Consider the following 24,730-nt stretch of genomic DNA (forward strand, 5'->3'; position numbering starts at 1 on the left):
ATAAATCCTACACTTATTCCCCTACAAATGCGAGGTTGTATTAACCTTTGAGGCGATCAAGGCAGGCCTATAGGATGCGAGCAGGGTGATCAGCACCACACTCAGACTGGTATACAAAAAATCTGTCCACTTCATCCGCACCGGATAGGCATCTACAATTGAGGATGTCACGCCAAGGGAAACCAGACCAAAACTATCCTGAGCCCAACAGATAAGAAATCCTAAAAGCAGGCCGATCAATGCCCCTGAAAAGGCAATGATGGCTCCTTCTTTCAGATATATGGATTTGATTAAGCTACGTTTGCCACCCATAGCCAGCAATACGGCGATATCCTTTTTCTTTTCAATCGCCAGCATACTTAAAGAGAAAAATATATTGAAAGAAGCAACTGCCAGAATAAAGGTAAGGGTGAGGAATACAAACAATTTCTCTAACCTGATGGTCATCAACAAACTTGCGTGCTGTTCATTGCTGTCGTTGACAATAAACTCCTCTCCGAGCTGGTCCCGAAGCCGATATTTCACCTCCTCAATCGAATATCCATCCGCAACCTTAATCTCCAGTGCCGATCGCCGGTTGCCATATTCCAAAAGGTCGGCAGCAAAGCCGAGCGGAACGATGAGATATTCGTCATCGTATTGCTTTTCAATACTGAAGATACCTGCAGGGCGAATGACGCTTCTGTTGTACATACTGGCAGGATCTATACTGCCAGCTCTGGGTTCCTTCGGATAAAAAACCTGCATGAGCTCAAATTCATCATCCAAATCCAGCAACAGGAAATAAGAAAGCCCCCGCCCCAGGATGGCCTGTGGGCGGCCTTCTTCTCCCAGGCTCTTGTTTCCTGAAAAATATCCCTTTTCGAATCGATTCTGCTGTAGAAAATTTTCTGAAACGCCTTTCAAGGTAGCTACTACCTGGTGCTCCCCATACCGCACAAGCGCATTGTCTTCGATCACTTCTGTCAATATCTCCACACCCGCTGTCTCCCTCATCTCCGACAGGAATTCTTCATCCACCTCAAATGATTTTCCCAAACGAGGCATTACTTTCAAATCCGCATCAAAAGACGCATACAGGTCCTTGATCAGCCCTTCCAGTCCGTTGAAAACGGACAAGACCACCACCAGAGCCATGGTACCAACCGCTACCCCGATCATGGATATTCTGGACAATACTGTAATGAAGTTTTTCTTCTCTTTACTCCTGAAGTATCTGGTCGCTATAAAGTAGGAAAGATTCAAGTATTTTCGGGTTAATCATCAGAAGTATCCTCGTTTTCTTCATCGGATGGATCCGGAATATCGAGCTTCGAAATCACCTCATCCATGTGCTGGGCATAAGCGGCCGATTCATCCAGGTAAAAAACCAATTCGGGAATAATTCTCACCGACTTGCCTATCCTGTTTCCCAAAAACTTTCTGATCTGTCCTTTGTTTTCATTGATCCGCGTAAAGAGCGCCTCGTTGTCGGCCAATAGAAAACTTAAATTGATTTTCGCAACTCCCAGATCCGGACTCATCAACACTCTTGTCACCGTGACCATGGCCCGGCCGACAAGGGGTTTGCCCTCCCGTTGAAATATTTCTCCCAATTCCTTCTGGATCAGCTTGGAATATTTCTGCTGTCGTTTACTCTCCATTTTTACATTTTTATTCTTGACAAATTTAGTGAAATATAACGGTAACCTTTAATTTCGTAAATTGAGTTTTAAACAAAGAAGAATCTTGCTGGAATTTTTCAAAATAAATGATCCTTTTCGGATGATCGGGATTTTTTTCCTTCTCATACTGCTACGTATCCCCTACTACCTGATGGATATTCCTATCACCCAACCGGAGTTGCTCTGGCAATTGCTGGGTGAAAGAATGACGGCCGGCAACCTGCATTTTGCGGATACGATAGACAGCACGGGCCCCTTGTCTGCGCTGGTATACGGCATAAACCAGTTGCTGTTTGAAAATTCCCTCCTCTCCTTTTCCCTCATCTCTTTCTTACTCATATTGTTTCAGATTTTTTATACAAACGAATTACTGATCCGTGTCAATGCCTACGAGGAGAGCAATTACCTTCCGGCCTTTATAATGGTCATTCTCTATCAGCTATCCTTTGATTTTATGACCTTATCCCCGGCATTGATGGGAAATACCTTTCTCCTGCTGGCCATGGGACAGCTACTCCGGCTCACGTCTGTAAATGCCAACACTGTCCCGGCCGTATTGCTGATGGGCTTTTGGGCAGGAATTGCGTTCTGTTTCCATTTTTCCTACCTCGCGCTGCTTCCTTTCTTCATTCTAACCGGTTTACTGGTAAATGGCTTTACTTTTCAACAATTAAATCTACTGGTCACCTCCTACCTGTTGCCATTTGCTGCCTGTGCCGTGTTTTATTTCTGGCAAGACGCGTTGTCCGAATTTTTTCGCCTCTATGTGGTCCTGGGAGTAAAAATACAGGCGCTCTACCATGTAGCTATCAAAGACCTGCTCTATATTTTCTCCCTGCCACTACTATTGACTTTGTTTGGTTATTTCCTAAACAATACCATGCATCGCATGAACGTAAACCAACAGAAACAAAACCAACTTCTGTTCCTGTATTTACTTTTCAATATAGCTACATTTTTTCTGATGGAAAGGATAAGCCCCTATCAGTTCGTCAGTATTTTTCCCCCGATCGCATATTTTACCACTCACCTGTTTACGATCAGCAGTAAACGCATGATGCAACAGTCTATGGCGTACGGATTGCTGCTTATTATTCCATTTATCGGCTATAGCTGGGTATTCTACCAAAAAAACGAACCATCCTTCGAAAGATACAAAGTAAATATTGATGCCGGAAGGGATATACCCAAAGACAGCAGCGTAATGGTGCTTGATGACAACCTGGACAGCTATAATCAGGCCAAAGCTGCCAGCCCCTATCTGAATTTCAGGTTGACCCGGCTGTATTTTGAAGGCATGGATGAGAGGGAACGAAAGGTGAGGATATATCGGGACCTGAAAAGAGAGTCTCCCGACCTGATCATTGATGAAACGCAGGTTTTCCACCTTTGGACCAAAGATATCCCACACTACCGGTTTCTGTATGAAAATGAGGGCGCGGGAAGGTATAGAAAAATCAGGTAAACTTATTTTTCGACTTAGACGAAAATGCCGTTGATCAGCAGGGAATTTTTTTGACCCTTCTGGCATGCCGGCCACCCTCGAAGGAAGTATTGAGAAAGACTTCCACCATTTTTTCAGCCAACTCAAATGATACAAATCGGGCTGGGACAGCAATGAGGTTTGCATCATTGTGTTGCCTGGCAAGAGCTGCCAGGTCCTCATTCCAGCAGATAGCAGCCCGGATATCCTGGTGTTTATTGGCCGTGATGGCCACCCCGTTGCCACTCCCGCAAATGATAATTCCCTGTGCAAATTCGCCGGATTCTATGGCATTACATAGTGGGTGTACATAATCCGGATAATCTACAGACTCATCGGTATAGGGACCGAAATCTTTGACTTCGTACCCCTTGCCTTTAAGTATATCGATCAAATCCTGTTTGTATTCGAACCCTGCATGATCTCCCCCAATAGCTATTTTCTTTGACATTTTTATCTGTTTACTATTTGATTTTTAATGGTCAGATGCCCGCCCGGCTAACGCCGGGCGGAAAGTGGAATCCTGCTAACCTATAGGCAGGTCGCATGTTGGATAATCCTCCCACTGCATGACGGCTACGTCATCCTCGATTTCTTAACATTAAAATCCGTTTTCCAATTCTTCTTTTCTTCTTTTCTTCTCCAACCGCTTGGCAATGATGATTCCAGCTTCATAGAGCACCAGAATAGGCATGGCGATAAGTATCTGGCTGATCACATCCGGTGGCGTAATCAGAGCTGACAATACCAGGATCACAACTATAGCATGTCGCCGGTAGGTTTTCAGCATTGCGGAAGACACCAGGCCGGCCTGCGTCAGAAAATAGATTACAATTGGAAGCTGAAACATGACGGCAGAGGCCAACACCAACATGGCCAGTGTAGACACATACGAGGTAATGTCAAATTCATTGGCGATGGAGGGGTCCAGTTGGTAATTCGCCAGAAAGTTGATGGAAAGAGGGGATAGTATATAGTAGCCAAAACCTGCTCCGAGAAAGAATAACAAGCTGACAAAGAATACGGCACCACGTGCTGCACTTTTCTCCCTATCATACAGACCCGGACTTATAAAGCGCCAAACCTCCCAGAAAACATAAGGGAAGGCGGCTATCAAGCCTACTACCAGGCTGGATGTAATGTGCATGGAAAACTGCCCCGTCATCTGCCGGCTCTGGATGATGAACGGTAGCTTGTCAATACAAAGTGCGGGCAATGAGAAAAAGTCGGACATTTGACACAACACCCGGTAGGTGATGAAGTCAATTCTGGAAGGACCCAGAATTACCTCTCCAAAAACAAAGCTTTTGGCCAGAAATGCCAAAACCATAAATACCAATATGGCAGATATGGAGCGCAGCAAGTGCCAACGCAGTTGCTCCAAATGGTCCAAAAAGGACATGCCGTTATCTTCTTCCTCTTCTTCTCTGTACTGATCCAGTGCCACCTAATTCTAGTTTTAATATAAAGGAAATTGAACCATCCATTCGTTGACCCTTGCCTTGATATCCTTCAAAGCGGCTTCATCTTCATAATGCGTCAGGGATTGGTCTATCAGTCCCACAATTTGATCCATATCTGCTTCCTTCAGCCCCCTTGTCGTCACTGCGGCCGTGCCGATACGCATGCCGGAAGTTACAAAAGGTGACCTGGTATCAAAGGGAACCATATTTTTGTTGATGGTGATGTCTACTTTGCCCAGGGTTTCCTCAGCAATTTTCCCTGTCAGGTCTTTATTTCTCAAATCTATCAACATCAGGTGATTGTCCGTACCTCCGGAAATCAGTTGATAGCCTTTATTTACGAAAGCCTGGGCCATTTGAGCGGCGTTTTTCTTCACCTGCAACACATATTCCATGTATTCGTCTGAAAGTGCCTCCTGAAAGGCTACTGCTTTTGCAGCAATGATATGCTCCAGCGGACCTCCCTGGGTTCCGGGAAATACGCCCGAATCCAGCAATGAAGACATTTTTCTTAACTCCCCTTTAGGGGTTTTTATTCCAAACGGATTCGGAAAATCTTCCCGCATCAGGATCAAGCCTCCTCTGGGGCCCCGAAGCGTCTTATGGGTGGTCGTGGTCACCACATGACAATATTCCAGAGGATCATTTAATAAGCCTCTTGCAATCAATCCGGAAGGATGAGAAATATCCGCAAGCAAAATGGCTCCCACCTGGTCGGCTACTGAACGGAGTCTTTCGTAATCCCAGTCCCGGCTATAAGCAGATGCCCCGCATATGATCAGTTTTGGTCGGACCTCCCGGGCCTTTTCTTCTACCTTCTCATAATCGATCAGGCCTGTAGATTCTTCTACGCCGTAAAAATGGGGTTTGTACAATTTACCGGAGAAGTTAACCGGAGAGCCATGGGTCAGGTGCCCGCCATGTGAGAGATCAAATCCAAGAATGGCATCTCCTGCATTCAGACAGGCCAGAAATACAGCAGCATTGGCCTGAGCACCGGAATGTGGCTGTACATTGGCCCAGGTAGCCCCGAAAAGTTCCTTTGCCCGGTCGATGGCGATCTGTTCCACATTGTCCACAACTTCGCAACCTCCGTAATACCTTTTTCCTGGCAGACCCTCTGCATACTTATTGGTAAGCACACTACCGGCAGCTTCCATCACTTGCTTGCTGGTAAAATTTTCCGAGGCTATCAGCTCTATGCCTCTCTTTTGGCGGTCCTCTTCCTTAGCTATCAGGTCAAATATCAGATGATCTCTTTTCATATGATGATCTTGTCATTTTAAGGTTACGCAGACCATCCAAAACAAAGGAGGAATGGCACACGCAATCAGCTATATTTCAAATTCGAATGCCAAAATTACTTCTAAACTATCTATAATCCAATTGTCTTTTCATTTTGATTGTCATTAAAAAAAAGAAAATCTGCTTTTTCCCTGTCCTGTAAATAAGCAGTACTCCGCCATCTTCAACGGCCGTTAAAATTGAAACTGAAGGTTTAGAGAGATATTTCTACCTATCTGGTTTACTCCAAATGGCCTGTACAGAGACATGTGATCCAGGTAACTGGTGTTCAGTAGATTATTGGCAGATATAAATGCATGGAGGTCTTGCTGCCAGACGTTAAAACTGCTGCCAAGATGAAGACCCATTAGGTAATAACCCGGTGTAGGTTCCTCCAGTGGTGCGGGGCGATCTTGATCCAAAACCAGACTGCCGGTCACATTCAGATAGGGATTTTTTATCTTGCCTATATCTCTGAGGGTAAAACCCAACTCCTGATTCCATCGAAAAGCGGGGATATAGGGAAGATAGGACTGATCAGAGCGCCTTCTCCCAATCGCTATACTGTAGGAAGTATTACCTGAAATCCAGGAGAGACCTGCCGGATACCATTCCAACAAGGCTTCTCCCCCGTACAACCTGGCGTTATCTTGTTCAAACTGCCAAACAGTAAGCTCGCCCACACGTTCTTCGGTGGGGGCAAAATAGATGTAATTGTTTACGACATTATAAAAGCCCTCTACAGATAATGAAAATCCGGAAGCCTTATACCGCACTCCAAGGTCTGCCTGCACATTTTGCTCCCTGTCAAAACCAGCACTTCCCCTTTCAAACCTGGCAGTGCCAGGGTGAGGACCATTTGAGTACAATTCCGCCAGATCCGGTGCCCGAAAACCGGAAGCTACATTTAGTCGGAACCGCCATTGCTCAGAAGGCCGGAACGTCGCCCCTCCGCTTGCTGTCCAGCCGGCAAAGGACCTCTCAAGCTTCCTGTCTTCCGGAACGCCGGGAAGTTCAAATCCGTAGTCCAGGAAATTGGCGCCGCTCGCATCCGCTGTTACTTTCCGGAAATCATAGCGGATACCAGCCTGCAATACCCATTGCTCAGGAGCATGATTGATCAGCACATAGGCAGAGCGATCATCCTTAATTGCATCCGGAATCAATATTTCTGCTGCATTTTCATTATTCCGGGTATTCAGATAAAAACCCTGTATGCCAAATATGGTTTCTGTCTTATTACTCAGGGACTTGTAATACTTCAGGTCATACATGAAGTTAGACTGCCTGAGTCCCAGATCTACCTGGTCGAAATCTGTTTCTGTCTCTTCTCTGAAGTTCCAGTGGTATCCAAAGGTGGCCTTCACCTTATCTCCCCCTAGAAACAGATTGGTCTCCGAATTTAAAAAGTGATCAGACACCTGCTGAAAAGGCAACTGTGCGTTACGGTCATTTCGGCTGGTAACCAATAATTCCTGGTTGTTTTCGTCAAGAATTCCCAATTCCTGCTCCAGTAAAGTATATCTCAACCGCGTATCCCCCCATTTCTTACGCAGTCCCAAACCCGCCTTGAGGTTTTTGGTGTTGAATCGGGTGTTACCCACAGCCCGTCCCGAGCCGTCCAGATAGTCAGCATGGGACTCCATGGCTCCTCTGAGGGACCAAAAGACACCATTTGCAGCAGCACCTTTTACTCCGGATTCAAATCGTCTGCCGAGCGAATTTCCGTAGAAGCGCAAATTTACATCTCCGTCAATTTCTCCGGCAGTGGCGTCTGGCTCTTCTATCAGATTGACAACTCCGGCCATTGCCCCGGAACCATATATGATTGAGGCTGGACCTTTGATGATCTCCACGCCGGCCAAACCGGTTTCTGTAAGGCCCAAACCATGATCCGCTCCCCATTGCTGGTTCTCAAATCTGGCTCCCTGGTAAACTGACAAAACCCTGCTAAAGGACAAACCTCTGATCACCGGCTTACTGATTCCAGGCCCCAGTGATACCTCACTTACACCGGGAGTTTTGGCCAGAGCGGTCATCAGACTTGGTGAAGGATTCTTTAATATAGCTCCCTTGTTGATTTTTTCAATGGAAATGGGAGAACTCTCCTTACCCATTACATAAACCCCGGATACCACCACTTCATCTACGGTGGTCGTGGCAGGATCCATGGCTATCGCCAAGGGTCCGGACAGTTCGGCGGGGTTTATTTTGTATAGTACTGTGGCATAACCCAGATATGAAAACTGTAAGGGCATATTCCTGCCGGGCAATTTCTCCAGGGTAAAATGTCCCTGATCGTCTGTAGCCGTTCCCCTACTCAGTTCGGGGAGATAAACCGTTACGCCCGGTATGGGAATGCTCGTTTCAGCGTCAGTGATGGTTCCTGAAACGGAAAGATTCTGTGCCTGCACAAGAGAAATGCCGGCCCAAAGACCCGTCAGCAGGGTAAATAATAATTTCATCTGTATATATTTTGATTTTTAATGGTCAGATGCCTGCCTGTCGGCAGACGGGGAATCTTTTACGATGAAAATAATCATTGCCTTGTATGCATAATGAGAATTTTAATCGTGTCGATTTTATCTGTTTACAATTCTTTCTTTATGGCCATATCCTGTCCCGAGCGCTGCGTCCCGACGTCTGTACTGATTTTTTGATGATTGATCATCATCCTGGTTTGATGCCTCCATCATACCCGGTTTCCTCCGATGACCCATGCGCAAACAGGGCTACGGTCTTCACCGACACCAGCCTCTATAATGCGAAAGAAGATCCCTCACTTCCTGCCTTTGAGTTAATGAATGGATAGCAGCAGCGAGGTTTCTATTTGCGGGCGACCGGCAAATGGATGCTATTCAATATCCTTGAGCTGTTACCCTTGGAAGTGGGTTTTCTATAAGTGAGGATTTGATGGAGTATACTTTCCCGGCGATTCGCCTGAGGTCGGGACCGCCTGTATCAAGATATCTGATAAGCAGGATCCTTACCGGAACACAGGAAACCCGGAAAAAATTGGCGGACCTCTGAGTGAGAGGATTTCTCTGATTTGCAAGCCGGGGCTTTCCAGAAGAACAGGGGGCCTCGACACCTCATAGACGATATTTTTTCTGGCATTAAAACCCCAATCGTCCGGGAGAAAAAACTGAGCATGCGTGAGCATATCCAATAAAATCAGCTCATTTTCGGAATGCTCCCGCTTTTGCTCTTCTTCTTCCGAAAAAAATGGATGGGCATGCCTGATGGTTTCTCCCGTTTCTAAATCGTGCTCATGGTAAAAAACCATGTTGTTGAGGAGCATCAGGTGGATCAGGACCAGCAATGCAACGCTCAACGTGGGCAATATTTTTCTGAAATAGCTCAAGATCTCTCCAGGTGAATGACAAATATAGACAATATATACGGATGGGGCAACAAAATTAGAAGTTTAACCTTATATTTATATTAGTCTTATCTAACATTACCTTTGTTTGGGCATTGGGTTTCGGATTGGCTGTTAAATCCGCTATATTTGTGGCAGGCATGAATTTCGATTACAGACCGGAAACATACTTCAATGGTACGGGTGCGAGTACCCTGCTGGCCAAACTCAGCTACCCGGAAAGTCAATGGGGAGAGGAGATATGCATTTTCGCCACGGCCCTGGATGGTGAAATTTTCTTCGAAGTCATTGACTTCTATGGTAATGAGTACAAACCAAAACCAGCCTGTAGCAGTGAGCCCCTCCCGCTTCAGGAACTCATCTTGCTGTTAGAGTCCCTGGAGGTAGACCCGGAATCAGAAATGGGGCATATCAATCAGACCTTGCAGGGTATTCCGCAAGCTGAAAGTAAGCTATACCCGGAATTAAAGGATTATTTTAATCAAAAAAGAGCGCACTTTGGATTCATTTGAACGTCCTTACCTTTTTCACCTGAACCGGGTAGGTTTCCCTTTTTCCTCCACCACATACTGATAATTGTTACTATTCATGGCCAACATCCTACTCGTCATTGTTTCTATTCTAACGGGCATATTGCTGCAAAAAATCAGGGATTTCCCTGCCGATACACCCAAGGCACTCAATGCCTATCTGATATATGTGGTTTTGCCTGCCATATCCCTGTTGCACATTTCCAGGCTGGAACTCAGTCTCTCACTGTTGTTGCCGGTTTCGGTTGCCTGGATCATATTTTCCCTAACCTGGGTGTTTTTCGGATATTTGGGGGAAAAATTTGCCTGGAAAAGAAATACTACGGGCTGTCTGATCATATGTGGTGGCTTGTCGAACACCGGATTTGTCGGTTATCCAATCATTGAGGCCCTGTATGGAATTGAAGGCTTAAAGATTGCAGTATTGGTAGACCAGCCCGGCTCCTTTCTTGTGGTCAGCAGCCTGGCCATCATTGTAGCTTCTGTCTATGGCGAGGAAAAAATGCGCAAGCGCGATATTTCAAGGAAAATGGTCTTTTTCCCCCCTTTCCTGTTTTTTATTCTGGCCTTGTTGCTCAACTTGTTCCAAATAAAAATCGAAGGAGTAGTGGAGTATCTGCTGCAGCAATTTTCGGCTACACTCACACCGATAGCGTTGATTGCTGTAGGTTTACAGATCAAAATCAAACCTCAGGATATCAAAGACAATTTTCTGTGGTTCGGCTTGGTGCACAAGCTATTTCTCGTGCCCCTGCTGATATTTATCATCTATTTTCCTATCCTCGGGAGTAGCCCGTCGCAAAACCTTATTTTTAAAGTAAGTGTAATGGAAGCGGCCATGGCATCGATGATCACGTCATCTATCATTGCCAGTAATTTCAACCTAAGGCCTAAGCTTGCTTCTCTGCTGGTAGGAATAGGCATACCACTCTCTTTTATTAGCCTGGCAGGCTGGTATTTTCTTTTGGAATATCTGCGCTAAATCTACTCCGGATCAGGCGGAGTTTTTTCTGGCGTTCTATTGCGATTGGTAAAGCCCTTCAACAGGCTTTTTACTTCCTCGACCGCTTTTTCTTTGGATTCCTCTACCAGCTTTTCTGCCTGCTTTTCCACACTGTCCCTGGCCACTCTGGCTTTCTCGCTGATTTCCTGCTTCAGGCTATCTTCCCTGGCTTTGAATTCTGCGGCAATTTGCTCCTGGACATTCTCCTTCTCGCTGGAAAGCCGGTTTTTAAGTGCATTGGTAAGGTAAGTCTCCAGATTGTCCGCAGCCGCCAGGCGGACTTCTGGCCGGCTATAGGTACCGCCAATATTGAAGGCCAACGGAATGCTCGTATTGGATAAATCTGTCCCCACCGCCCCTGCTACAAGATTGTTTACCTGAGATCCCAATTTACTGGCCGGAACGTCGACCGATACCAGGTAGCTGATCCGGCCGTCGAAGCCGGTGCTCCCCTGAATCCTGGCCGGGTAGTCCCACAGTTGCAACTCAAATGGAGCTATATTCAACATTCCGTCTACGATTTCCGCACTGATGTTGAGCGGTTTTAGCCTGATGGTAGCCGTTTCGTTGAGATTTGTAATACTGGTAATCCCCTTTATCAGCGGACTATCCTTTATGGCAGTTTCTGCCAGCCGGACAAGGCCTTTTCCGTCCAGGCTGGACAACACCGGCATCATGTCCTGACCCAATAATCCTGAAAACGAAAATCTGGTAGAAAAATTACCGGTCACATGCTGGGCCACGGGGGCAAAAGCCCTGACAGTCACAAATGACTGAAAAGCTTCCTGAATGCCCAGGCTGCTAATGTCAAGGCTCATGTCGAAAGAGGGATGTAATATGTCTCTTGTATTGTAGGAGCCATCGAAGGCCATGGTACCTCCCAGCGTTCTCGTTTGGAAACCCTCCAGACGCAAAACCTCATCCTTTAGGTGAATGCTTCCGCTGGCATCTTCAAGGGTCAGGTTGTCGTAGGTAATCCGGTCGGCCTTTACTCTCATTTTAAAATCAATGTCAGCAGGCAAAGCGATTAACTCCAGAGAAGTGGTGTCCGGGGCAGCATCTTCGGTATCTGTCATCCACTCATTGACATCGAAGTTGGCAGAATTAATACTGAGATCAGCCCTTAATTCCTGCCCGCTTTCGCCAAATAAATAGGCCATATAATTGGACAGTTGGCCGGAAGCTTCTATCGGGCTTTTCCCCAATCTGCCATCCATCGAAGAAAGTTGAATATACTGCGGACTAAATTCCATCCTGGCATCGTGAATGCGAACTCCCTGGGGATAATCCAGGTCGCTGAAATAAAAATCCGCGACCTGCAATTCTCCTTCAGTGGCCAACTCACCGAAACGGTTTCTTTCAATGGCCTCATAGCTTCCATTGGCATCGATATCTGCCTGAAGGCGACCTTCCAGGACCATTTCTTCCAATGGTAAAATGGACGCCATCTTTTTGAGATCCACGGCCCCATGGATTGAAAAATCATAATTGAGGGCTTCCAAATCTGAGAGTAAGAGTTTTCCTGTAATGGTCTCCTGCTCCAATTCGAAACCAAAAGAAGAGACATCGAAGGTAAAATCCTTCATCTGCCCGCTGGTATTGCTGGCCGCCGCCTTTACATTGATATCTGCAATAGGCGCAGGATAGGCTGTACTTTTGATATAGCCGTCGGCCAGATTCATTGCAGCCTCTACTCTTGGAATTTCTGAGGTAAGACTATCGTACCGACCCGCGGCATCAATGTCAATTGCCAGCTTTCCTTTCAACTCCATGTCCTCAAGTGGAAAAATAGAAGTTATCTCCATAAGGTCCAGATTCCCCTTCAGTTTGGCCTCCATTTCATAATCCACCAGGTTTTCCAATCGAAAACTTCCTATTAAGGGCTGATTACCGAATTCCAACGAAAATTTAGAAAGATTTATGGAAGTCTCGTCCAATTTGCCACTCTCATTGAGAACAGCAAGATCCATATTGACATGCTGCACAGGCCGGGGAAGTTCCGGATACTGAAACATGCCATCAGCTATTTTTAAATTGAACTGAAAACCGGGAAAAGACTGCTCGCTATATACTCCCCTGACCACTCCTGAGAAATCCATCTCTCCGGAAGTCGTCAGATCTGCAAATGATTCGGAATAAATCCCCGGAACCAGAGAGAGTACACTCCTAAAGTCGTTGTTTTCTCCCAGAAAAGACGCATCTATTTCGATCTCATCTTCCGGCATAGCCAGATACCCATCGATCCCAAATCCAAACTCATTTAGGCTTAAACTGGCATTTTCCACACCAAAACGCATCTCATCCAGATTTACGTTGACTTTCGAATCAATGGTAATCCTTTTGGCTGCCAGGTATTCTACACCTTCGTAATTGACATTTACGATATTGCCCTCACCTGACAGGTCCAGATCATAAACTGCTGTCGTGAAGTCACCGCTTCCTTCAAGGTTCATTTCCGCCAGGATCATCAAGTAATCGAGGCTGCGGTCATCGTAGATAAAATCAAGATTTTGCACCTCAATCAGGTCAATACCCAGTTGAAATGCGGAAGGAGTGGTTGTGGTATCGGCTTCCTGCGCTGAGTCATACATGATGTCATAATTGGCCCTTCCGTCTTCCAGCACTTTTACGTAAATCTCGCCATCGATCAGGTGTATGCCTTTCAGGCTGGGATTATCATCAAAAATTACCGACCAGATATCCAGATCTACCTGCATTCGACCCAGATGAACCAGCGTGTCATTCTGGAAAGGTTCATTCCCTCTGATCCCAAAATCACCCATGCCGGCAGTGAGGTTCGGGAAATTGCTAAAAACACTCAGGTTGATCTGGTCCCTGTCGTAATAAACCTGGGCATTGACCGTTTTCGCCAATTCCTGATCCAGCTTATTGAATATTTCATCCTTAAAGAAAAAAGGAACGGCTGCCAATACCAGCAAAAGCAGTGTGAAAAGGGCGAAAATGACAAACAGAAACTTTTTCATAAATAAAATATTGAGCTAAAAATGAACATACCTTGACTCTTGCAGGGTATACGTATACGCCGCAGCAAGGGATATGATTATTTGATCACAAAAATAATACCGATCACAAATTGAAAGGGGACATGACGAAAAAGTTCGATAAAATAATGTCAGACCGACATCAGGCGGAAATGACAATCTCCGGATTTGGCCATTGAGATCTCTCTGCTCAGGTGATACACTGCTTCCAGCAAGCAGGCATTTTTGATCATTCCCGCATCTATCGCCTTAAAGCCTATCAATTCAATCAGTTTTTTCAACAACATCTTGTCCTTGGGATTATCTCCACAGAAATAGGTTTCCTTTATCAGTTCAAGCGGGTCCGATTTGGGATATTCCAAGCCAAGATTGTTAAATGCTTTGTAAATCCGCTGATATCCGGTATGGTTCCGGATATAGGTAGTGTTGCAATCCAGACTTTCGTCATGGACACCGTTCGTACTATCGATATATAACTTGTCTGGCGAACCGTATTGTTTCAGGTAATCACAAACAACAGGTAAAAATTCATTTTCACAACAGATGATAACGACATCTGAGGCAGAAATGGCATCTGCATAATTCAGCACGTAATGGTTCTGCATTTTAAGAATTTTCCACTCCACTTTTCTGGTACTGAAACCTTCCCGCACACCGAACACTACATCCATTCCTCTGCCGATAAACTTGTTACCCAAATTGGTCGCCAGATTTGTACCTCCTAAAATTCCTATATTCATCTTAATAAATTGTTAAATTGATTCGCAGCAATCAACGTTTATTTTGTAAGTCCTGGCTGGGGTAGAACTGGGTGATCAGCTTGTTAAATTGTCTGCTTTTTATAAGTATATGAAAGCTAACCAAATATAGCGAAAATACAAATTATTTTTTCACAGACGAAATATATTTTTTCAAATTACCTTTTTTGCATTTAATCCCCGTTGTATTTGCTCAAATCTTTCTTTCTATAATACAAAATATGTTCTGACCGCATCAAGCAAAGGCTCGTGAATCTTTTTATTGCTCGCCAGAATTTGCCCACCGAATACATAATTATCTCCACCTTTGAAATCGGTCACCATTCCACCGGCCTGTTGCACAATAAGGGTTCCTGCTGCTACATCATAAGACTGCAGGTTGTATTCCAGATATCCCTCCACCCTGCCGCAAGCCACGTAGCAAAGATCTACTGCGGCAGATCCCAGGCGTCGAAGTCCGTGCGAATTTTTGAGAAAATACTTGAGCAGATCCAGATAATTGTCTGTCTTCCCCCCATCATCGTACGGAAATCCGGTAGCCAGCAGACTATTTGCCAGATTCTCAGGAGAACTTACCTGGATGGGAGTGCCATTAAGCGTGGACACTGACCCCTTGCTTGCTACGAAACACTCGTCCAGATTAATTTCGTAGACTACCCCGGCCAGTATTTCTGAAGGACTTGCCAGTGCGATCGAAACCGCATATACCGGAATACCATGCACAAAATTGGTGGTTCCATCCAGCGGATCTACAATCCAGGTAAGATCGCGCTCATCCCTTGCCCGTGTACCCTCTTCAGTAATAAAACCAGCTTCCGGAAGTATTTGGCCAAGGCCTTTGACAATAAATTCTTCTGCGCCTTTATCCACATAAGATACCAGGTCGTTAAAGCCCTTCTGTTCTACTTGTTGAATATCGAAATTCCGTGCTTCTTTACGGATAAATGAACCCGCCTCTTTAGCAAGCTCCGCCATCTGGCGGGTGATCGTTTGCAATTCCATAATTTCTATTTTCCAGCCACTGTTAGTACGATTTCGCCCTTCAGGATATGCTCCTGATAATAAGTCAACAATTCAGATAAGCTTCCCCTGATGTTTTCCTCATGTATTTTGGTTAGTTCCCTGCTTACGCAGGCCTGCCTTTCCGGACCCAGTACTTCAGCAAGTTGTTGCAGGGTTTTGATCAGCCGGTAAGGTGACTCATAAAACACCATGGTACGATGCTCTTCTGCCAACGCCTCTATCCTGGTTTTCCTGCCTTTTTTATGGGGCAGAAATCCCTCGAATACAAACCTGTCGTTTGGCAGTCCGGAATTGACAAGTGCCGGAATAATGGCTGTAGCTCCCGGCAAACTGCATACTTCATAGCCCGAAGCAATGCATTCCCTCACCAATAAAAAACCAGGATCCGATATTCCGGGGGTGCCTGCGTCTGTAACCAGAGCGAATACCGTGCCTTCCTTCATTCTATCCAGAATCCTTGAAAGGCTTTTGTGTTCGTTGTGGATGTGATAACTTTCCAGGGGCTTCCTGATGTCGAAATGTTTCAGCAATTTCCCCGAGGTCCGGGTGTCTTCCGCCAAAATGATGTCTGCGGCCTTCAGTACCTCCAGTGCCCTGAGGGTGATATCGCCCAGGTTACCTATGGGTGTAGGCACCAAATACAGCCGGGCTGCAATCTGCTCATCCATCAGGTCAGCTCATCTATAGCTCTGGCCAATTTTCTATCCTTATCCGTAATGGTATTCCCCTTATCGTGGGTGGTCAATTCTATACTAACCTTATTGTAGACATTGCTCCAATTTGGATGATGACCGTGGGATTCTGCCAGAAAAGCAACCCTGGTCATAAAAGCAAAGGCTTCCGTAAAATCTTTAAATTCAAAAGTTTGTGTGAGTTTGTTATTATTTTCTTTCCACATAATAATTTTATTTTAAAGTGAGATGACCCCTTCGATCTTAGCTGCTTCTTCATACACATCAATTATAGACTGGCTATCCGGCATCATGGCCTTAATGGTAGCACTGACATATTTGCCCCTGGAAGAGCTTTTCAAGGTCATTTCATTGTTGGGCAGCAAGGCGGCGATTTCCCCTTCCTTGCCATTCGGTACGATAAATTTAAACATGTACAAGGCAGGAAAACTATTTTGATCTTCCAGCTTTTCTTTAAATGCCACGGTGTCAAAGTTTCTTTCCATATAGGTTTTAACCAAAATTTACCGAAATTAAATCCATAAAAACCAAAAAATCCCATTCTTCAGCAGAATGGGATTTTTGTTCACAGTATCCAGGTATCAATCAGAAGAATTTATACCGGTAATCCTTTACACCGGCAAGCTCTTCCATGGCCATCATGATCATGTATGAGGTTCGCTGGGATGCATTGTTGGTTATCTCATTTTGATAGCGGGTATAGTCAGCAATTTCCGGAGCAGGAATTTTACTGTTCAACTCCGCTACAATCACTCCGATATCTTCCTGAATGGGCGCTGTTTTTTCGCCGGATTCCTCCAGACCAAATATCGCACCAATGGCTTTTGGTGCAAAACCGACCCCTGGTAAGGTGCTGGCATTTAATCTCAAATCGGGAGTGGAACCGATGGTCGCATCCGGGAAGACTTCCTTTATGGCTTCAAAGGTCTCCAGTCCATCTATTTTGCCTTTGATATAAGCTGCCTTTTTATCATTTCGTAACTCAAGTGTAGCTTGCGCCTTTATTTCCGGATTATTGATACTACCATCGCCTTCTTCGGTTTTACTCGCCAGTAAAGCCACCACATAGGCATCGTCCAGCTCAAAAACATCAGAAACCTTCCCGACGGAAGCATCATTAAATGCCCATCGCACTATTTCCCTGGCTCCAGACATGTTATTCAGCGATCTGGAAGTGGGGCCCACATTGGTTGCTGTCAAGACGTTATACCCTTCTTTTTCCGCATTGGAAGTAAAGGTAGCAGGATTGCTGGAATTTGCCGCAAAAAAGTCAGCATTACGGAACACATCATTCCGGGTGACATCGCTGGCAATTAAATCCAACTCCAGGACCGCAACTTTACGGGTGAGCGTTTCCTGCAATTCGGTCACTTTGATAATGTGGAAGCCGTACTCTGTCTCTACCAAACGGTTGATGACACCGGTAGTATTGGCTTCAAAAACAGCGTCTGCAAATTCGGTAACGAAATCATCTCTGTAAAACCAACCCAGATCACCACCGCGCTGAGAAGTGGCATCCTGCCCATACTGAGCCGCTGCCACCTCAAAATTGCCTGTTTCGTTGACTTCATCCAGCACATCCTGAGCTTGCTGTCTTACCTGCTCTTTGGCCTCATCGGACATGCCTTCAGTGCTGAGCAGGATATGACTGGCCCTCATTCTGGGATCGCCCTCAAAGCGATCTGTGATCTTGTAAGCCACGTAGCTCGATGTGTTGCTTAAAAAAGGTCCGTATACTTCCCCTGGTTCAGGGTTTTCCACATTATTGGTAAGGTTCTGAGGAAGCGGATCTCCGGGGTTTATCCGGACAAAAGGATTTTGTGCTTCCGAATTTCTGACTACAAAAGCGGAATCATTATTGGTTTCCCTCAGCTCTGCAATGAGTCCGTTGATCTGCTCCAGGGTGGCAGCGGAATCCTCGGCGCTGGGGTGAAGCGGAAACCGTACATACCTCAATCCTCTACTTTCGCCGACTTTAAACCGCTCCTGATTATCGCTGATGTAGGACCTGATGTCTTGATCACTTACCTGTACAAGGGAATCTGCTACCGAATAATAGGGGATATGGATATGCCTTACGTCCGCAATGGTATTGGCCGCCTGGTGTTGTAAACGGGCTTCAGCAGTGGTGGCATATTCGGACACTGCCAGCATATTGTCATACTTGATCCTGAGTCGGGAATCAGCAAACATTTTTTCCTGCTGTGCCCAGAATGCCTGTTGTTGGGGATCAGCGTTTTCCAGGGACTGCAGAAAGGTAATCAATTGCTCCCTGTCAAATTCCCCCGTCTGGGGATTGGTAAGTTGATTGCGTAGCTGGCCGATAATATTTTTGCCCTGCACCATATCTACCAGCTCCTCATCAGACACCTGCATGCCCAGCTCCTCATATTGTGCAGCAAAGATCCGTTCGACGATCAATGCCTGCCAGGCCTGATCCCGGATGCTTGACAGCTCGCTTTCAGAGGGGTTTCTTCCTGTGTTTTGCTGAAACCTCAGTTTGGTCTCTTCAATCTTCTGTACATATTCCTCATATGAAATATCCTCTCCCGCAATCTCTCCCACGGTGTTTCGGCCAGAACCCAAAATCATCGAATTCGGGCCCAAAATATCTCCTCCTACTAAAAAGAAAATCAGTCCCACAGCGATCACACCGATCGCTAGACCTGTTCTTTGTCTAATTTGTTTTATTAATGCCATTCTCCTGTTTTTTGAAGTGTCGCAAAATAATTACATATAGTGCTAAATTCAAAATATTACAGCATCTATAAATCAAGTATTTCCGCGACACGGTTTATTCAATATTGATACGGATGGTGTCGATCCGGTGATCCTGTTTGGAAACTACCGTAAAGGTAAAAGGACCGTAACCCACAGACTCCCCTTTTTGTGGTATACTTTCAGTCAGTGATAAAATGAATCCTGCCAGGGTCTCAAATTCTCCTTCGGGTAAATTCCAATCGTATTTTTCATTGATATAATCTATCTCATGTCTGGCGCTCAGCAGGTATTCGCTATCAGATACCTTTTGTTCTATCAGGTCATCACTATCATATTCGTCTTCGATTTCACCAAAAATCTCTTCTATAATGTCTTCCATGCTCACGATCCCACTGGTACCACCAAACTCATCCACCACCAAAGCCAGGCTTTTCCGCTCTTTGATAAACTGAACCAGCAGTTCATTGGCCAGGGCTGACTCGGGCACAATGATGATCGGGGTAAGAATATCCTCAATGCTTTTCGGTTTTTTGAAGAGCTCCAGGTGATGGCAGTAGCCAATAACGTCATCGATCGTCTCCTTATAAATGATGATCTTGGAGTGACCGCTTTCCGCAAAAACTGCCTTCAGATCCGCTATGGGATCCTCTACTTCTACCGCAATGATATCCGTTCGCGGAACCATGCATTCCCTCACCTTGACTTTCTTAAAGTCCACAGCGTTGTCAAAAATTTTCGCATCTATGTCCACATCCTCTCCCTTAGGGTCCAGGTAATTCTGGATAAAGCGGTTGAGGTCAGTGATGGTAAACGCCGGCTTCTCTTCATTATATTCCAATTTGAGTACCCTGACGATCACAAATTTCGAAAGTCCTACCACCAGCCAGACGACGGGATAGAGCGACACGTAAATCACCACAAACGGAATGGAAAAGAAAGAAAGCAGACTGTTAGGATTAAGAATAAAAATACTCTTGGGTATAAATTCTGCAGTGACCAACACGACAAGGGTTGCTATCACTGTCTGCACAATCATCACACCTGCATCCGTATTTAAGGCCTCTGGAAGCAAATAAGCGATGGGAGGACCCAATAAATAGGCCATAAAAATACCGTAGAGCACCAGGCTAATGGTATTACCCATCAGGGTAGTGCCTATGAACTGACCCGGGTTTTGGATAAAATTGGATAATATTTTACCGGATATCTTCCCTTGTTTGCTCTGTAATTCGATATGCAGCCGGTTTGCCGAAACAAATGCGATCTCCATGCCCGAAAAAAGCGCGGAGAAAAACAAACTGATCAGCACCATTAGCAGATTGTGATCGATCATCTGTTTCTATTCCGTTTTTTCTTACCTGGCTTTTCCTGAGCCTTTTCCGATTCCTCCACATCGCGCTTTCGGTACATGTGCCAGAACAACAAAACTACCGCAAACATAAACAGCGGATAGGAGGCCATAATACCCGCCTTCATGGTAAGGTGGGCACCGATGACGACCAGGGCTGCCGCCAGTGCCAACAATATGGTACTCGTTATTTTCATGTATACCGACTAAAGGACATTATCAATTATTCCTGTCACTTTTTTGAATTTATAATCATTAAATCCTTCATCTGCTTCCATTCCCGTGCCTTTGATGACCCTGTCAGGCTCCTCCACAGTTACAAATTTTTCAGTATATATCTTTTTCCTGGCGCGATCCCAGAAGAGTTCTTCAGAGGACAGCTTTTGTCCTTTCAGGATATTGTGCACCTGTACATCTCCCTCTCCCCGGTACAAGTTGTTTTTGCGATCGTAATAACCACGATCAGCGCGGATGGTGCTACTTAAGGTACCATCTTTTTCAAAGAAATGTATCAAAATACCTTCGGGGAACTCATTGTCTCCATTTCTGAACTCCAATTGCTTATCGGCCATCAGTTTGGTTCTCACCAAAGCAGAATCACTATGGAGCAACACCATCTGGTGACTGGTGCGAATCGGCCCCTCATAGGTTTCGAGCTGACTTTTATCGACATCCTCCCGGCATGAAAAAACGCCCGACACAAGCAATAGCAACAATAGACTACCGGTATGGCTAAACGTGAGCTTTAAGCTACGGAGTAACCTTCCTTTCTTTCGGACCGAAGCGAATAATCTATGCATATTGATGCAAAGTTAAGTACAATTTCTAAAGGAACGTCTACTTTGTAAGCATTACTGTATCATTTGACGGATAAGATGCCAGAAAGTTTATCCTGACGGCCCGAAATAGGCCGCTCTTTCCGCGAAGCCCACAAAAAAAGGCGGTGAACTACCGCCTTTTTTTGTATCGATTGTTGTAAGCCGGATGGCTTAATGCAACTTAATCCCTTGTTGCCAGGGTCACCGTTTGTCCTACCCAGCACCCGGTATTGATGGTATCGCCCACCTGGTACCCCTCGGTAAACAATTCTTCCTTAGATGGGAACCTGGCTTTTGCATTGGCCATTCCCTGGTTATTGCCAGCCCTCGCGTATTCATTATAGGCAGCGATGTAGATTGAGTAATCTTTTACCCTGCTTTCTCCACCTTTGCACTCGTTTGAAGATGACATGATCAGACCGGCAATGAAGGAGTGAGCATCGGCTTCCCTTTCCGGATTCATTTCTGCAGCTTTCAGCGCGGAAGACCTTGCCTGGCTTTTTCTACCGAGGTTTGCATGCACTTTGGCCATGTCCCAGTGAATTTCAGCCTTCTGCTCCTCAGTTTCAGCCAGGGTAAGTGCTTTCTCGAAAAGCTCACCAGCCTTGGCGTATTCCGAATTTTGCATGTACCGCATTCCCCTTACCTGAGAAGTACTGAAAGTGGGGCTGTCATTGTCTATTGTCTCCAGGGCAGCAAGGAACACATCACTACTGGTGCATTTTTCCTTGATCGAATACTGGAATATTTGTTTGGCTAATTTCAGATTTGTCGGATCTGCCATCAACTTCGGACCCATATTTTTTTCAATAAAATCACAGTTGATAATGTCCATGGCAGCAAGAAGCTGGTCAAGGGTACCTCTGGAGGTAGCTACATTTTTGCCTTCCGCCTCATCTTCGTCAAGCTTTGACATGATGAACTCATATTTTTCAATCACTTCCTCTGGCGTATAGGCCTTATTGAAAGCAAAGTTCCTGTAAATGGCATCAAAATATGCTGCGTTCAATTCTGATGGTTCCAGCTTTCCATGGATCTCAATGGTTTTCTCAAACAGCTTTGTTGCTATGTCTACTTTGTCCTTATTGCCCTTATAAAACTTGTAGGCATAATAGGCCTTATTGGCTATCCACTGAGGCTCATTGTCGTACAAATCCTTTCTCAAATCATAAACAGTAAGCACTGAATCCTGATAGGTACTGATATCTGCCTCATCGGTAGCCTTTTCTGCAGCACCTTCATAGACCTTTACCCCATTGATGTACAGGGCTTCGTTCAGGTCAGGAGCATTGACCAACAACCAGTGCAAAGGACCTTTGGCCTTTAAAAACTCCTCTGCCTTCAGGTAGTCGTTGTAAGCCGCATTGTACTCTCTGGCCTGGGCTTCCATCTGCGGGTCAGCAGGCCAGTTCCAACCTTCCTGTGCCTGTACAAGTCCTACCATGAGGAAGGACAAACATCCGATAATTGCCGATTTAATTTTCATGTTTGTCAACATCATTCAAATACTTTTTTGTAAAACCAACTGTTGTCATTTATTGAAATTCCTAACGAAACTTTAATATAATTTTCTCGCACCAATCCATCGTTTACCGTTCCTCTTGTCCCCAACTTCACCGCCAAATTCAATAACGATAGACTGTATACAGGAAGTGAAGCACCAAAATTAATGCCAATATCATCAATCTGGTTCTGGTTCAACAGATAGGGCAATCGCTCATATTCGATGCCGGCTCTGAACGTTGAACGGCTCAGCATGCTTTCCAAAGAGAAAGCATCCGGTATGTACTGCCCCCCAAGAGAGAGTTTGTAGGAATTCCCCAGGTTAGTTTGAGTAGCATTAAACCCCCTGTAATCGGAAAAATCCTGAAACTGCGCTTCAACACCTATAGCAAATTTATTAATTTTTTCATAAGTTACACCATAACCTATCTTATTGGGAAGGAAAATACTTCCGGAAACGTCGTCCGCAATCACATCTCCCGGAGAATTCGGAATGCTAGCTTGCCCCGATTCTCCCATTTTCGCAAATTCTTTTCCATTAATATCACCAAAAACATGATAAATGGCACCCAGATTAAGGTATTTTTGCTCTCCAAGCTGCTGGGCATAGTAAATGCTGCCCTTAAAGGTAACATCACTGAAGGTGAGTCTTTCGTAATATTCTGAAGAAATCCCTATCCCGTTCATTTCCTCGTCAAGCAAATCCAACTGATTGGTTCTTATCGTAGAGCCAAAGGTATAGGCACCCTCTACCCCCAGACTCAGGGTTTTGTATACCTGAAAACCACTTTGCAGGTACACTTGACTCAGCCCCCCTTTACCTTCTATCATATTCTGGGAAACCAGATCGGTGTTGTTGACAGGGGTGTTGACAGTAATGTTATAATCTACACCGGTAAGCTGGTTCAATCCCAATCCCACAGTAAACTTCCGGGGTACTACCGGAAAGGACATGGCCACATAACTTAAGCCCCCTCCATCTAGCACCTCCGAATTGGAAGTGGTAGTCGCTGAAAGTTGGTTGTAGTTGAAAGCGGCTTGAAAACTGTATGCCGCATTTTTGACAGAAATGGCAGGATTTACATGATTCACGCTATAGCTGTTTCCAAAACTTACGCCCATACCCCCCATACCCTGGTTCTGGGTAAGGCCGGAATTATTAAATATACCTACCCCCAGGGAGCTGTAGGTGGATGAAGTAAATTGCGCAAAAGTATAGGTGGGGCTGGCAAGAAGACCCAGGAAAAAGCCCAGGCTGGCCACTATTAATTTATTTTTCGACATTGTATAATAAAATTCTGTCCAATCCGTACAGGACCAAATTGGGGATTACAAATATGTGGTCTTTTATTAAGCTTTCAAAGATTTCCGCATCTCCTCCACAAATAAAGACATGAACCTGACCGAAAGCCTGGCGGTAATAGTTGATGAAACCGTTGATTTCTCCCGCTGCTCCATGTAAAATACCTGATTCCAGACAGCTTACCGTATCTTTTCCCAAAACCGGAATATCCTTTCGGGTCAAAGTCACCAACGGCAGCCTGGCTGTAAATTCGTGCATGGACCGGCCCCTTAACCTCAGGCCCGGAGATATGGCCCCACCCTGGTACTTGTCTGATTTATCCAGAAAATCATAGGTAATACAGGTTCCCGCGTCGATGCATAGCAGAGAGCCGGCACTTTTAAAGGCTCTTCCGCCGATAACGGCGGCCAGGCGGTCCAAGCCCAGGGTCTCGGGACTACTGTAGTTATTGAGAATAGGTAGCGGGGTCTTCCGGTCAAAGAAAAGAAATGGAAAACCAAAAATATCTTTCAGCTCCTCCTCATTCCATCTCACCGAGACCATGATGACCCGGTCAGCTTTTTGGGGCCGGAAATAGGCTTGAAAGGAAGCCAAATCAGCAAATGTTTTGGTTTCCAATAGCTTGCCATCTGCGAATACACCGCATTTTATCCGGGTGTTACCAAGATCTGCTGTCCAGTGTCTGCTTTGCTTTTTCATTTCTATTAAAACCACTTCAAAATTAGTCAATTTACTTTGGAGGCTGCCTGATGA

23 protein-coding genes are annotated in these 24,730 nt (G+C 45.3%); 3 read left to right on the forward strand and 20 right to left on the reverse strand.

Going from position 1 to position 24,730, the window contains the following annotated elements:
- Positions 1-21: 21 nt before the first annotated feature.
- Together BUB19_RS04125 and rbfA are read right to left on the reverse strand one after the other, a co-directional pair.
- Positions 22-1,245, reverse strand: coding sequence for an FtsX-like permease family protein (locus BUB19_RS04125; protein WP_073092491.1), 1,224 nt, complete (start codon positions 1,243-1,245; stop codon positions 22-24).
- Between the two features lie 11 nt (positions 1,246-1,256).
- Positions 1,257-1,643, reverse strand: coding sequence for a 30S ribosome-binding factor RbfA (rbfA, locus tag BUB19_RS04130; RefSeq protein WP_073092494.1), 387 nt, complete (start codon positions 1,641-1,643; stop codon positions 1,257-1,259).
- A gap of 85 nt (positions 1,644-1,728) precedes the next feature.
- Between rbfA and BUB19_RS04135 the strand changes: the two genes are divergently transcribed.
- Positions 1,729-3,129: a hypothetical protein gene (locus BUB19_RS04135; protein ID WP_073093165.1), complete on the forward strand. Its 1,401-nt coding sequence runs from the start codon at positions 1,729-1,731 to the stop codon at positions 3,127-3,129.
- A gap of 34 nt (positions 3,130-3,163) precedes the next feature.
- On the opposite strand, the gene rpiB is transcribed toward BUB19_RS04135, so the two are convergent.
- The 5 genes from rpiB to BUB19_RS04165 all read right to left on the reverse strand — a co-directional run bounded on the left by rpiB (position 3,164) and on the right by BUB19_RS04165 (position 9,228).
- Positions 3,164-3,598, reverse strand: coding sequence for a ribose 5-phosphate isomerase B (gene rpiB / locus BUB19_RS04140; protein WP_073092497.1), 435 nt, complete (start codon positions 3,596-3,598; stop codon positions 3,164-3,166).
- A gap of 150 nt (positions 3,599-3,748) precedes the next feature.
- Entirely contained in the window at positions 3,749-4,594 is an 846-nt protein-coding gene (gene tatC, locus BUB19_RS04145; RefSeq protein WP_073092500.1) for a twin-arginine translocase subunit TatC, read from the reverse strand.
- A gap of 12 nt (positions 4,595-4,606) precedes the next feature.
- Positions 4,607-5,875: a serine hydroxymethyltransferase gene (locus BUB19_RS04150; RefSeq protein WP_073092503.1), complete on the reverse strand. Its 1,269-nt coding sequence runs from the start codon at positions 5,873-5,875 to the stop codon at positions 4,607-4,609.
- Between the two features lie 213 nt (positions 5,876-6,088).
- Positions 6,089-8,359: a TonB-dependent receptor gene (locus tag BUB19_RS04155; RefSeq protein ID WP_073092505.1), complete on the reverse strand. Its 2,271-nt coding sequence runs from the start codon at positions 8,357-8,359 to the stop codon at positions 6,089-6,091.
- Positions 8,360-8,880: 521 nt separating this feature from the next.
- Positions 8,881-9,228, reverse strand: a complete 348-nt coding sequence (locus BUB19_RS04165) for a hypothetical protein (RefSeq protein ID WP_143155908.1) — start codon at positions 9,226-9,228, stop codon at positions 8,881-8,883.
- A 188-nt stretch (positions 9,229-9,416) separates the two neighbouring features.
- Here BUB19_RS04165 and BUB19_RS04170 point away from each other — a divergent pair, with 188 nt between their 5' ends.
- Both BUB19_RS04170 and BUB19_RS04175 read left to right on the forward strand, forming a co-directional pair.
- Positions 9,417-9,788 (forward strand): UDP-glucuronosyltransferase, encoded by a 372-nt coding sequence (locus tag BUB19_RS04170; RefSeq protein ID WP_073093167.1) that lies wholly within the window; start codon positions 9,417-9,419, stop codon positions 9,786-9,788.
- 76 nt (positions 9,789-9,864) lie between these two features.
- On the forward strand, positions 9,865-10,788 hold the full coding sequence (locus tag BUB19_RS04175) for an AEC family transporter (protein WP_073092514.1): 924 nt from the start codon (positions 9,865-9,867) through the stop codon (positions 10,786-10,788).
- Positions 10,789-10,790: 2 nt separating this feature from the next.
- On the opposite strand, the gene BUB19_RS04180 is transcribed toward BUB19_RS04175, so the two are convergent.
- From BUB19_RS04180 to BUB19_RS04240, 13 genes are all read right to left on the reverse strand, one after another.
- Positions 10,791-13,793 carry an AsmA-like C-terminal region-containing protein gene (locus tag BUB19_RS04180; protein WP_073092517.1) on the reverse strand — a complete coding sequence of 1,001 codons (3,003 nt, stop codon included), beginning with the start codon at positions 13,791-13,793 and terminating at the stop codon, positions 10,791-10,793.
- 149 nt (positions 13,794-13,942) lie between these two features.
- Positions 13,943-14,551 (reverse strand): NADPH-dependent F420 reductase, encoded by a 609-nt coding sequence (locus tag BUB19_RS04185; RefSeq protein ID WP_073092520.1) that lies wholly within the window; start codon positions 14,549-14,551, stop codon positions 13,943-13,945.
- Positions 14,552-14,776: 225 nt separating this feature from the next.
- A complete protein-coding gene (locus tag BUB19_RS04190) occupies positions 14,777-15,571 on the reverse strand; it encodes an inositol monophosphatase family protein (protein ID WP_073092522.1) in 795 nt (264 codons plus the stop codon).
- 5 nt (positions 15,572-15,576) lie between these two features.
- Positions 15,577-16,260 (reverse strand): 16S rRNA (cytidine(1402)-2'-O)-methyltransferase, encoded by a 684-nt coding sequence (gene rsmI, locus BUB19_RS04195; protein WP_073092525.1) that lies wholly within the window; start codon positions 16,258-16,260, stop codon positions 15,577-15,579.
- On the reverse strand, positions 16,260-16,490 hold the full coding sequence (locus BUB19_RS04200; RefSeq protein WP_073092528.1) for a 4a-hydroxytetrahydrobiopterin dehydratase: 231 nt from the start codon (positions 16,488-16,490) through the stop codon (positions 16,260-16,262). The genes rsmI and BUB19_RS04200 overlap by 1 nt, the downstream gene beginning before the upstream one ends.
- Before the next feature lie 12 nt (positions 16,491-16,502).
- Positions 16,503-16,769 (reverse strand): DUF493 family protein, encoded by a 267-nt coding sequence (locus BUB19_RS04205; RefSeq protein ID WP_073092531.1) that lies wholly within the window; start codon positions 16,767-16,769, stop codon positions 16,503-16,505.
- A 100-nt stretch (positions 16,770-16,869) separates the two neighbouring features.
- Positions 16,870-18,984, reverse strand: coding sequence for a peptidylprolyl isomerase (locus tag BUB19_RS04210; RefSeq protein WP_073092534.1), 2,115 nt, complete (start codon positions 18,982-18,984; stop codon positions 16,870-16,872).
- Between the two features lie 94 nt (positions 18,985-19,078).
- Positions 19,079-20,338 carry a hemolysin family protein gene (locus tag BUB19_RS04215; protein WP_073092537.1) on the reverse strand — a complete coding sequence of 420 codons (1,260 nt, stop codon included), beginning with the start codon at positions 20,336-20,338 and terminating at the stop codon, positions 19,079-19,081.
- Positions 20,335-20,550, reverse strand: a complete 216-nt coding sequence (locus BUB19_RS04220; protein ID WP_073092540.1) for a hypothetical protein — start codon at positions 20,548-20,550, stop codon at positions 20,335-20,337. Before BUB19_RS04220 ends, BUB19_RS04215 begins: the two co-directional genes overlap by 4 nt.
- Positions 20,551-20,559: 9 nt before the next feature.
- Entirely contained in the window at positions 20,560-21,153 is a 594-nt protein-coding gene (lptC, locus tag BUB19_RS04225; RefSeq protein WP_084096949.1) for an LPS export ABC transporter periplasmic protein LptC, read from the reverse strand.
- 199 nt (positions 21,154-21,352) lie between these two features.
- A complete protein-coding gene (locus BUB19_RS04230) occupies positions 21,353-22,672 on the reverse strand; it encodes a hypothetical protein (RefSeq protein WP_084096951.1) in 1,320 nt (439 codons plus the stop codon).
- The gene (locus tag BUB19_RS04235) at positions 22,669-23,958 is read right to left on the reverse strand and encodes a BamG family beta-barrel-assembly machinery protein (RefSeq protein WP_073092546.1); all 1,290 of its coding nucleotides are present in this window, start codon (positions 23,956-23,958) and stop codon (positions 22,669-22,671) included. Before BUB19_RS04235 ends, BUB19_RS04230 begins: the two co-directional genes overlap by 4 nt.
- A complete protein-coding gene (locus BUB19_RS04240; protein ID WP_073092549.1) occupies positions 23,945-24,676 on the reverse strand; it encodes a type III pantothenate kinase in 732 nt (243 codons plus the stop codon). The genes BUB19_RS04235 and BUB19_RS04240 overlap by 14 nt, the downstream gene beginning before the upstream one ends.
- Positions 24,677-24,730: the final 54 nt, after the last annotated feature.

It is taken from the genome of Cyclobacterium lianum, from assembly GCF_900143075.1.
GTDB lineage: Bacteria > Bacteroidota > Bacteroidia > Cytophagales > Cyclobacteriaceae > Cyclobacterium > Cyclobacterium lianum.

Excerpts from the sequence above, each read along its gene's own strand:
- rbfA (WP_073092494.1), bottom strand. The coding sequence starts at position 1,643 with ATGGAGAGTAAACGACAGCAGAAATATTCCAAGCTGATCCAGAAGGAA.
- rpiB (WP_073092497.1), bottom strand. The coding sequence starts at position 3,598 with ATGTCAAAGAAAATAGCTATTGGGGGAGATCATGCAGGGTTCGAATAC.
- BUB19_RS04150 (WP_073092503.1), bottom strand. The coding sequence starts at position 5,875 with ATGAAAAGAGATCATCTGATATTTGACCTGATAGCTAAGGAAGAGGAC.
- BUB19_RS04155 (WP_073092505.1), bottom strand. The coding sequence starts at position 8,359 with ATGAAATTATTATTTACCCTGCTGACGGGTCTTTGGGCCGGCATTTCT.
- BUB19_RS04170 (WP_073093167.1), top strand. The coding sequence starts at position 9,417 with ATGAATTTCGATTACAGACCGGAAACATACTTCAATGGTACGGGTGCG.
- BUB19_RS04175 (WP_073092514.1), top strand. The coding sequence starts at position 9,865 with ATGGCCAACATCCTACTCGTCATTGTTTCTATTCTAACGGGCATATTG.
- BUB19_RS04180 (WP_073092517.1), bottom strand. The coding sequence starts at position 13,793 with ATGAAAAAGTTTCTGTTTGTCATTTTCGCCCTTTTCACACTGCTTTTG.
- BUB19_RS04185 (WP_073092520.1), bottom strand. The coding sequence starts at position 14,551 with ATGAATATAGGAATTTTAGGAGGTACAAATCTGGCGACCAATTTGGGT.
- BUB19_RS04190 (WP_073092522.1), bottom strand. The coding sequence starts at position 15,571 with ATGGAATTGCAAACGATCACCCGCCAGATGGCGGAGCTTGCTAAAGAG.
- rsmI (WP_073092525.1), bottom strand. The coding sequence starts at position 16,260 with ATGGATGAGCAGATTGCAGCCCGGCTGTATTTGGTGCCTACACCCATA.
- BUB19_RS04200 (WP_073092528.1), bottom strand. The coding sequence starts at position 16,490 with ATGTGGAAAGAAAATAATAACAAACTCACACAAACTTTTGAATTTAAA.
- BUB19_RS04205 (WP_073092531.1), bottom strand. The coding sequence starts at position 16,769 with ATGGAAAGAAACTTTGACACCGTGGCATTTAAAGAAAAGCTGGAAGAT.
- BUB19_RS04210 (WP_073092534.1), bottom strand. The coding sequence starts at position 18,984 with ATGGCATTAATAAAACAAATTAGACAAAGAACAGGTCTAGCGATCGGT.
- BUB19_RS04215 (WP_073092537.1), bottom strand. The coding sequence starts at position 20,338 with ATGATCGATCACAATCTGCTAATGGTGCTGATCAGTTTGTTTTTCTCC.
- BUB19_RS04220 (WP_073092540.1), bottom strand. The coding sequence starts at position 20,550 with ATGAAAATAACGAGTACCATATTGTTGGCACTGGCGGCAGCCCTGGTC.
- lptC (WP_084096949.1), bottom strand. The coding sequence starts at position 21,153 with ATGCATAGATTATTCGCTTCGGTCCGAAAGAAAGGAAGGTTACTCCGT.
- BUB19_RS04230 (WP_084096951.1), bottom strand. The coding sequence starts at position 22,672 with ATGATGTTGACAAACATGAAAATTAAATCGGCAATTATCGGATGTTTG.
- BUB19_RS04235 (WP_073092546.1), bottom strand. The coding sequence starts at position 23,958 with ATGTCGAAAAATAAATTAATAGTGGCCAGCCTGGGCTTTTTCCTGGGT.
- BUB19_RS04240 (WP_073092549.1), bottom strand. The coding sequence starts at position 24,676 with ATGAAAAAGCAAAGCAGACACTGGACAGCAGATCTTGGTAACACCCGG.